General features: G+C 64.3%; 7 protein-coding genes and 1 pseudogene. 4 read left to right on the top strand and 4 right to left on the bottom strand.

Annotated features, from left to right (window positions below; translation table 11 throughout):
* Positions 1–811, bottom strand: a pseudogene (locus GH737_RS10585) (hypothetical protein); the annotation flags it as partial.
* Between the two features lie 448 nt (positions 812–1,259).
* A complete protein-coding gene (locus tag GH737_RS10590; protein ID WP_230558766.1) occupies positions 1,260–4,565 on the bottom strand; it encodes a type ISP restriction/modification enzyme in 3,306 nt (1,101 codons plus the stop codon).
* Positions 4,566–4,708: 143 nt separating this feature from the next.
* Here GH737_RS10590 and GH737_RS10595 point away from each other — a divergent pair, with 143 nt between their 5' ends.
* On the top strand, positions 4,709–4,999 hold the full coding sequence (locus GH737_RS10595) for a hypothetical protein (protein ID WP_155264790.1): 291 nt from the start codon (positions 4,709–4,711) through the stop codon (positions 4,997–4,999).
* Between the two features lie 33 nt (positions 5,000–5,032).
* On the opposite strand, the gene GH737_RS10600 is transcribed toward GH737_RS10595, so the two are convergent.
* Positions 5,033–5,854, bottom strand: coding sequence for a hypothetical protein (locus GH737_RS10600; protein ID WP_155264791.1), 822 nt, complete (start codon positions 5,852–5,854; stop codon positions 5,033–5,035).
* 313 nt (positions 5,855–6,167) lie between these two features.
* On the bottom strand, positions 6,168–6,611 hold the full coding sequence (locus GH737_RS10605; RefSeq protein ID WP_155264792.1) for a cupin domain-containing protein: 444 nt from the start codon (positions 6,609–6,611) through the stop codon (positions 6,168–6,170).
* A gap of 349 nt (positions 6,612–6,960) precedes the next feature.
* Between GH737_RS10605 and rplK the strand changes: the two genes are divergently transcribed.
* The 3 genes from rplK to GH737_RS10620 form a co-directional block, all read left to right on the top strand.
* Positions 6,961–7,392, top strand: a complete 432-nt coding sequence (rplK, locus tag GH737_RS10610; protein ID WP_155264793.1) for a 50S ribosomal protein L11 — start codon at positions 6,961–6,963, stop codon at positions 7,390–7,392.
* A gap of 2 nt (positions 7,393–7,394) precedes the next feature.
* Positions 7,395–8,090, top strand: coding sequence for a 50S ribosomal protein L1 (gene rplA, locus GH737_RS10615; RefSeq protein WP_155264794.1), 696 nt, complete (start codon positions 7,395–7,397; stop codon positions 8,088–8,090).
* A gap of 248 nt (positions 8,091–8,338) precedes the next feature.
* Positions 8,339–9,158, top strand: an 820-nt coding sequence (locus tag GH737_RS10620; RefSeq protein WP_155264795.1) for an outer membrane protein, incomplete at its 3' end; no start/stop codon positions are given.

A 9,158-nucleotide genomic window follows, 5' to 3' on the forward strand; every position in this document is an offset into this window, starting at 1 on the left:
CGCGCTCGCTGCGAAGCGCCTCGGCCACCTCGAACGCCTCGCGATCGCGCCGAATCTGCTCCTCGTACATCGCCGACAGCCGCGCCGAATGCGCCTCCTCGCTCTCGCGCGGGCGCCGCCGGATGTGCGGCGGCTCGGCGATCAGCCGCGCCTCCTTCTGGTGGAGGTACATCAGCTGGAGCGCCTGGCTCGCCGTCATCGGCGGCATCGCCGGCGGCTCGTTCGAGCGCCAGTCGTCATGCTCGCGGCTCCCCGGCATCCCCGCCTCGAGCAGCGCCATCTCGAGTTGGTCGTAGCCCTGGCTCAGCGCCATGCGCACCTCGCGCGCGAACGCCGGGTCTTTCCGCCGCCGCCGGTGGAAAGCGGCCTCGGAAGCCCCCACCGCCGCCGCCGCGAGCGAGACGTTGCACGTCGCCGAAAGCGCCGCCAGGAACGCCTGCTCCGCCTCGCGCGTCAGCTTCCCCGGCTGGGCTCTCCTCATCTGGAGAGCACCGTTCTTCAGCCGAACCATCACCATCTCGCCGCCGGCGGTGCGAAACGAGCGGCCTTCGTCATTCCCGCGAAAGCGGGAATCCACTGCCGCTCTCGCCGAAGGCCTGGACTTGTTCAGGGCCTGAGCCCCGGACCTGATCCGCGCCTGCGCGAACACCAGCGCCGCATCCCACGCATGCGCGAACGCCGGATGCTTGCGCCGCCGATCCTGCATCGTCCCGTACTTGAGCCCCAGCTCGCGGCACGCGAGCCGCACATTGCCGGTGCGGCGAAGGAGCTTGAGGAACGCGCGGTTCTCGAGCGCCTGGGCGCGAGTCAAAGGGCGAGCGATGGTGCAGCTCCATTGTCGAGCCCGGCGCCGCCGAGCGTAAGGAAAACGGCGCGCAGCAAGTGTCCTTACGTCGAAAGACGGCGCAGCACCGGCCGGCGGGACGGAGGCTCTAAAGGCCGACGAACCCGTCCGGAGTCGAAGACGACCGTAGGTCACCAGTCACGCGGATTCACTCCGCGTGACCCACTTCCCTCCTGGAGCAATTGAATTCCAACATTTCAAGCGAAATCAGCCCCTCTCCCCTAACGGGGAGAGGCTGGCGCGAAGCGCCGGGTGAGGGGTGTGGAGGGGATTTAGCGCGTGGGACGGCGGAGCGGGCTTGAAGGCTCCATTGAGCCAAAGGATCAATGGAATGTCTGCGGAGGGGAGGGATGTGCGCCCCCCTTCGTCATCCCTTGAGCCGGGATCCGCCTGATCTTCAGCCGCGATCGGCTTGTCAGCTGGTCAACTTCGATGCCGGGATGAGCGGCGCCTCCACGATTTCCTCCAGCAGCGCCGCCTGCTTCGGCTCCAGCTTCACGAGCAATCCCAGCACGTTGATCACGTTCAGCAGCTCGGTCGTATATTCAGACAGCCAGTGATCGGGCTGGATTTCGCCCAGCGGCGATGGCGGGCGGCGGTCGCCGATCTGCGGTTTTTCGCGATCCTTCTTGCGATAGCTGAACCACTGGCGAAGCACTTGCTTGCCCGAGACTTCATAGGCCCAGACTTCGGGAGCGACCGGGGCAATGATTCCGCTGCCGATTTTCAACTCTCGCTTGGCCGGATCGTAGTCGATCGTGTCCGGAAAGCTTTGGGACGCGTCGGGGATTGGATGGCCGGCCTGCACCTTGGGCCTTTCGGCGTCAGGCAGTTTCGGTTGCCCAGGGGGGCGGCCTTGCGCGGGATCGGCAAACCGCTCGCCGAACGTGTGCAGCCAGATCACTTCGCGCCCAATGTCGGCAGCCTTGGCGAACAGCGCCTTGTCGGCGGTCAGCGGCACCCGCAGGCCGGGGCGGACAAGATCGGATTTGAATTTGTCCGTGTAGGCCGGATTGGCGAGCAGCGCGGCGATATAGGCGAATACGTCTTCGGGCTCTGGGGCCGCACCATGCTGTTTCGTGAGCGTCTTCATCGCGGCATAGGCAACGTTGCCATTTTGCGCCCCCGCGTCTTCCCAAAGCGCGAATACGCGACCGCCACGCCCCGCGTAGTGGTGCAAATCGGCAATGATGCTGCACAGCGTTGCTGCCGGGCCATTCGATGGCGCGCGATCCATTTGTGCCGTCAAATACACCTGCTTAGGCCCGCAATTCTCCCACAGCTTCGGGTTGGGCCGATTGATCAGCCGCTTGTCTGGGATGATCCACTGCCGGTCGAAGGAACGAAACCCATAGTGAACAGGCTTTTGGAGTTTCAGAGCATCGAGCGCGGCAAACCTCTTCTCCGGATCAACGGAGTCCTGGTTCTCAAGCCCGAAATCGACAGAGGCAATAGGCCCTTGTCCGGGCATTCCATCCGTGCCTTTGCCAATCGTGCGGTCACCACCTTCGTGTGGATGGAACAGCTTCGCTTGTTCGAACGGATCTCCTTCTTCGAGCAGCCGTTTCCAGCGGCGCTCCAACGACTGCGCATCCGGCGCGATAATCCATGTCCTTCCCGGCATTGTGCCCGAGCCGCAATCGACGAGCACTGAATCGAGCGGTACGAAATCTGCCCATCCTCCGGTCAGCTCGGGAAGGAACGGGGCGCGCCAATCGGATGCGCCATCAACCCAGCCCTTCCCGCCAAGTGAGATAATTTTCAGCTCTTCAAACTTCTGTTCGCGCTTGCCTTTGGCGAGCGAGCGATAGCGAACGCGCGCGGGCTTATCGGGATCGTTGTCGGGCGAGCGCGAAGCGAGGGTGATGCAGACCGGATGCTGGACGCCCTGGAAGATGCGCGTTGCGACTTCCGGCTGGTGACCTTCGGGCGAACAGTCGATGACCCAGATTTCATCGCACTCACGCCGAAGCTGCTCGCGCATCTTCTGGAAACCGGGCCCATTCAGGAAACCCGCAACGGTGATGTAGCAGACGATCCCCGACAAATGCTCTTCGACAGGCGGCTCCTTGTCGCGACCGCCTCGGCCCTGCTCGAACACCTTCCACGCCGCCCAGCGCCAGAAATAGATGTACAGGTTGCGAAGGTGCTTGGCGTGAGCACCCACGCCCCATTTCTTCGGGGGCTGCCAATCGGTGAGCGGCGCTGGCGAATTGCCGCTCCCCTGCTCGACCCAGCTTCCCTTGCCCTTCGCCTTTTCCTTGTACGGTGGGTTGCCGATGACGACCGTGATGGGCTGCGTTCGCTTGACCTCGTTTGCCTCCTCCTGGCTCTTCGACAGCGCGGCATAAATGCCGGTGCCGCGTTCGAATGCCTGGTTGGGGTCGCCGAGCGTGTCGGTGACGAACAGGCGCGGTGAACCGCTTGCGCCAAGATCAATCATCTCGGCGTGAAGCCGAAGCTCGGCTACGGCGAACGGGCCGAACTGAAGCTCGAACCCGAAAAGCCTTTTTGCGGCCTCGGTGATGAATGGGCCGACCGCGCCCTTCCCCTCGTCGGCTTCCTTCCAGTCGGCCATGTGACGCAACAGGCCGAGCAGGAAAGTGCCCGACCCAACCGCCGGATCGGCAATTTGCACGTCAGCGTCGGCAAGCCCTGCTGGCTTGTTGAACCTGGTCCTGAGCGCCTCGTCGCACAGGCGGACCATCGGCCGCACCACTTCGGGCGGCGTGTAGTAACTGCCGGTCAGCTTCCGTAAGCGGTTGTCGTAGATGGACAGGAACAGCTCGTAAAAGTCGATCCAAGCCTCGGGGTTTCCCTTGGCGATCACGCCCCAATCCACGACGTTCAGAACCCGCACCAGCGTCTTCAGCGACGGTCCAAGAAGGTCCTCCTGCTTGGTCAGAAGATCGAAAGCCCGGCCAATCAGCGTGCTCGATTTCGCAAGGTCGCTGGCAACCTCATTGAGGCCCTCGTCCAGATCGACTTTCTGCGACTTGGCCATGAGCAAACCGAATGTGACCGCCTGCGCATAACCGTCGGCGAATTGCTCGTCGCTCGCCTCCGGGAACAGCAATCCGCGCCAGTCCTTCGCGAGGTCACGCAGGGCAGAATCCTCGGGCTCCATCTGCTCCAGAACCTCGTCGCGCAGGAACCGGCAAAGCCGTGCCGAAGTCATCGCGAGTTGATGCGCGTTCCTGGGCGGGATCGGCTGCCAGCTGAGGAAATCCTCGATCAGCGGCAGAAGCTCGGGCGGAGCGGTGAGCTTTGGTCCTGCCGATGCGATGTCACCGCTAAGGCGAACCAGGCCGACCGGCTCGCCGTCGCGCCACAGCGAAAATGCCTCACCATCGGTATAGAGCAGGTTGGGCAACGCCTTCAGCTTGGCCCACTGGCCCTTGTCGTGCGGGTCCTTGAACTTGCGTGGATCGGCGCCCTTGCCCGGAGCCTTGACCTCGATGAACCCGATCAGCGCTTTGGCCTTTCCGGCCCCCACGGTCACGGCGAAATCGGGTCGCGTTTGGGCGCCGGCGAGCGTCGTTTCGCCCACCAACGTGACGTTTCCGCCCTTGCCGGTAAGTTCGGCGAAATCGTCGAACAGGGTGACGAGCGGAGTGCGCAGCTGGTCTTCCGGTTGTCCCGTCGCTGCGGGATTCGACAGCTTGGCCTTCGCATCCTTGCCAAAAGCGGAGATTGCCTCGGCCAGCGTCAACTTACTCACAGCGCCCCCCACAGGCTTTCCACGATAGTGGACCCGATCTTCTTTTCGCCGAGCAGAGAGGGACTGTTGCACGGGGGCGCGCGACGCCGCAACTGTCAGCAAACGCTGAAAGGCGCAGCAAAAGCTGACAGGCGAGCGAAGATATGCCCGACGAACCCGATCTCTTCGGCCCATCCCAGTTAGGGCTCGGCCTCGAAGATACGCGCCCCGATCCCACCAAGGTCGACCCGGAGGAGGTGCGGCGGGAGCTTAAAGCGCTACTGGCGCTCGCCAAGGCCGCGCAGGACGAGGCCCCTTGGGATCGCCGCACGCACCTGTATCACCAGGTGGTATTTCCGCAGATGGCCAATTGGCTCCCGGAAGATGAAGCGGAGCAGCTCTGCTTCGAATTCGCAAAGGAACTGCAGCGGATCGAGCATCTGCTCGCCGCCTGAGCAGTCGCCTCGGGCATCCCCGCCGACGCCCCCTCAGTTCACTATCGGCCCTTTGCCGAAATTGACGAACACCATCGGCACTTCGGACGCCACGAAGGAGAGAAAGGCGGCGTCCTTCATGTTCTCACCCAAGTGCCAGTGATAGAACCACACGAGCAGGCGCCGACCGGGCCCGATCGGCGCGAGGACGGGCGCCAAGGGGACGGGTCCGAACATGCCCGGAAATGTCGGCGAGGCGATATTGCCGAAAGCCCGGTTGTCTCCCCCGCCGGTGAACTGCTTCGGTCCCTGCACGTCCCACATGACGGGCTGGCGGGAAACGAGCAGGCTCGAGCCTTCGTAGACTACGGCCCCTGCTCCCGCCTTGCTCCTGAGCCGGGGCGCATCCTTGAAGGCGGCCCAGGACGACTTGCCCGGTCCGCTCGGAAAGATCGACGCGTACCCTTCTTCGTCTGCTTCGAGATAGAATCCAAAGCCGGATGCCGAGAATCCGTCGGTCGCGAAAACGGTGATGTGCCCGTCGAGATGCGCCCACGGCATGCCGGTGCCGACCGCCCACCAATATTCGTACTTGGGGACGATGACCTGCCAGCCGGGCCACAAGTTGTAGTCGAACGTGTGCTGCACGGGCGTGTTGAGCAGTCGGCCGAGTTCGACCTTTTTGCGCTCCAATGCCTCGCGGTCGACCTCCTTCGGTGAGAAGTCGATTTCACCGTCCCAGCCGAGGTCTTCTTTGACGGAGGCCGCGACCGCTCTTTGCAGCAAATCGATATCGCGCTGGCGGTCATCTTCGAGCGCCGGGACTCTCCGGACGGTCTGCCGCCGCTCACGATCTTCTACGAGATTTTCGAACATGATGCCCTCCTCCTAAAGTGGCGGCGATCAGTCGTCAGACTCGGCAATAGCCTCATAGCATGACGCACACGGCCGGTCGCGTCTTGACTATCGATCCGGCCGCCTTTCGGCGCCGCCACTCCTTCGCACCTTCGCGTGGAATCGAAGATGACCGGAGGTCAAACCAAACAAGGGAGGTCACGCGAGTGAATCGCGTGACCCCGTCGGACGGGCTCGGCCGGCTCGATGCCGCCCGCCCCGCCGGCCGCTGTTCGCGCTCTCTTCGACATAGGCTCGCGTCTGCTGCGCAGCGCGCTCCCCTATGCTCGGGCGCTCACTTCCGCGGATCGTCCGCCTTGTTCACATAAGTAATCGCAAACGGCCCCGTCGCGCTCACCTCCACTTCCGCGCCGTCGCCGGTGAACACCCAGTGGTGGTGCTTCGCCTTCATGACGATGGTGCCGCCCGGCGCGAGCGCCTCGGCGCCCGCACGGTCGATGCGGTCGCTCATCCCGTAGGCGAGCTTGCCCGAGACCAGCGTCACATGCTCATCGCTCGGGTGCCAGTGCGGCGGGACCGAATAGTTGCTTGGCATTTTGATCCGGATGGTGAATTTGCCGGCCTTGGCCGGGTTGCCGGAGACCACCGCGAAGGTCGCGCCGGCCGGGAGCCCGGGCGGGGGCGAGTCCATCCACTTGAGCTCGGCCGGTCCGGCCTTGCCCTGCGCCGCCGACGGCGCGAGCAGCAGCGGCAGCGCCAACATGAATATCGAACGCATGGTGACCCCCTGATCCTGGCCACCTTCCCTTCACCGGCAATATCACAAGCGGCCGCTCGCCTTAAGCCTCCTCCGCGCCCCCGCGCCTTCGCGTCTTCGCGCCTTCGCGTGAACCCCCTCCCCTTCACTTTCCTACAGCCTTCGTGTAGGGGCGCGCCCTTCCAAGCAATTGGAAACCTTCTGTTCCCCGGCGCAGGCCGGGGCCCAGGCTCCTGCACAGCAGGAGGATAGCCGCGGGAGATCGCCTTCGGGCAATCGTTCGTACCGCTAAACTTCGACGTTCCGTCGAACCCCGGACAGGGCTCAGCCCGACCGATCCGGGGTCCAGCGGACATATATTGAGAGTGACATGGCAAAGAAAATCACCGGCTACATCAAGCTGCAGGTGCCCGCGGGCACTGCGAACCCGGCGCCGCCGATCGGCCCCGCGCTCGGCCAGCGCGGAGTCAACATCATGGAGTTCTGCAAGGCGTTCAACGCCGCCACGCAGGAGCTCGAGAAGGGCGCCCCGATCCCGACCGTGATCACGGTCTATGCCGACCGCAGCTTCTCCTTCACCACCAAGACCCCGCCCGCGACCTTCCTTCTCAAGAAGGCGGCGAAGCTCAAGTCGGGCTCGGCCGAGCCGGGCAAGGTCAGCGCCGGCACCATCCGCCGCTCGCAGCTTCGCGACATCGCCGAGGTGAAAATGAAGGATCTGAACGCCAACGACCTCGACGCGGCGGCCAGGATCATCGAAGGCTCCGCCCGCGCGATGGGCCTTTCCGTGGTGGAGGGCTGAACATGGCGAAGCTCAGCAAGCGGCAGAAGGCGCTCGGCACGGTCGACCGCGAGAAATTCTACGGGGTCGACGAGGCGCTTTCGCTGGTCAAGGCCAATGCCACCGCGAAGTTCGACGAGACCGTCGAGGTCGCGCTCAACCTCGGAGTCGACCCGCGCCACGCCGACCAGATGGTCCGCGGCGTCGTCTCCCTCCCCAAAGGCACCGGCAAGGACGTCCGCGTCGCCGTGTTCGCCAAGGGCGGGAAGGCCGACGAGGCGACCGCCGCGGGCGCGGACGTCGTCGGAGCAGAGGACCTGATGGAGCGCATCCAGGGCGGCCAGATCGATTTCGACCGCGTCATCGCGACGCCCGACATGATGGGCATCGTCGGCCGGCTCGGGAAAGTGCTCGGACCCAAGGGGCTGATGCCCAACCCCAAGCTCGGCACGGTGACGATGGACGTCGCGAAGGCGGTCAACGATGCCAAGTCCGGCCAGGTCGAGTTCCGCGTCGAAAAAGCGGGCATTGTTCACGCCGGGATCGGCAAGGCCAGCTTCTCGGAATCCGACCTCGCCGAGAACTTCCGCGCGTTCATGGATGCGATCGTCCGCAACAAGCCGTCCGGCGCCAAGGGCAAGTTCGTCAAGAAGGTGTCGGTGACCTCAAGCATGGGGCCGGGCGTCAAGGTCGCCCTCGACGAGATTGCGGGCGCGTAAAGCTTGCCGCAGCGCAACCGGGCGGTTGCGCGGCATTGGCTTTTTCTGAGGCCGGAAGGCGCCGAAACGGCGCTTTCCGGCCTCTTTCATTGGCGCATCAGCATTTCGCCGCAGCGCAGCACCAAATGAACTGTGTCCTCGCGGCAACAGTTTGGCGCAACCTCGGCGACAGACTCCGCTTTCATGAAACATATTAGCGATGCACCTGTTCGGGCCGCAGGGCATCCAACAGAAAGAGGGCAAACCCTATGCGCAAATATCTTCTTGCGGGCGCCGCCGCGTTCATCATGGCGACGCCGGCCGCAGCGACCACCGACAATGCCGGCTACATCGGCGTCGAAGGCGGCATCCTGTTTCCACAGTCTCAGGACGTTTCCGGCGAGGTGATCTTCGTCGGCCCCGACGCTGTCGACTTCACCCGGTCGGACCTCGGCAGCTACCGCTACAAGAAGGGCTTGGACCTCGATTTCATCGGCGGCTACGATTTCGGCATGTTCCGGGTCGAGGGCGAACTCGGCTACAAGCATGCCAAGCCGAAGGGCTTCAATCCGGGTGAATCGATCGTCACCGCGATCAACACCGGTGCGGGGACGGCCTTCACCACCACCAGCGACTTCAACCTCGACAACTCGGCGACGGTCCTCTCCGGGATGGTCAACGGCTTGCTGGACTTCGGCGGCAACGGCAGCCTCGGCGGCTATGCCGGCGCCGGCGTCGGCTACGCGAAGGTCAAGCAGTTCGGCGACAGCAAGGGCAAGCTCGCGTGGCAGCTGCTCGCGGGCGTCTACATGCCGGTCAGCGAGAACATCGATATCGGCCTGAAGTACCGTTACTTCCATGCCGGGTCGAACAGCGCCTCGCGCACCATCGCCTTCACGCCGGGCGCAACGACCTGCGGCCCGGTCGAGGATCCGTTCGCCTGCTCCGCCGGCGCGGTGACGTTCTCCAACAACAGCAAGTTCACGTCGAACAGCCTGCTGGCGAGCCTGGTCTACAACTTCGGCGCGGCTGCTCCGCCCCCGCCGCCACCGCCCCCGCCGCCTCCGCCGCCGCCTCCTGCGGCTCCGG

Origin of the sequence: Sphingomonas segetis, assembly GCF_009720245.1 — a bacterium.
Lineage (GTDB): Bacteria > Pseudomonadota > Alphaproteobacteria > Sphingomonadales > Sphingomonadaceae > Sphingomicrobium > Sphingomicrobium segetis.

Bases quoted from the DNA above. Each gene is read 5' to 3' on its own strand.
- GH737_RS10595 (WP_155264790.1), top strand. From the start codon at position 4,709: ATGCCCGACGAACCCGATCTCTTCGGCCCATCCCAGTTAGGGCTCGGC.
- GH737_RS10600 (WP_155264791.1), bottom strand. From the start codon at position 5,854: ATGTTCGAAAATCTCGTAGAAGATCGTGAGCGGCGGCAGACCGTCCGG.
- GH737_RS10605 (WP_155264792.1), bottom strand. From the start codon at position 6,611: ATGCGTTCGATATTCATGTTGGCGCTGCCGCTGCTGCTCGCGCCGTCG.
- rplK (WP_155264793.1), top strand. From the start codon at position 6,961: ATGGCAAAGAAAATCACCGGCTACATCAAGCTGCAGGTGCCCGCGGGC.
- rplA (WP_155264794.1), top strand. From the start codon at position 7,395: ATGGCGAAGCTCAGCAAGCGGCAGAAGGCGCTCGGCACGGTCGACCGC.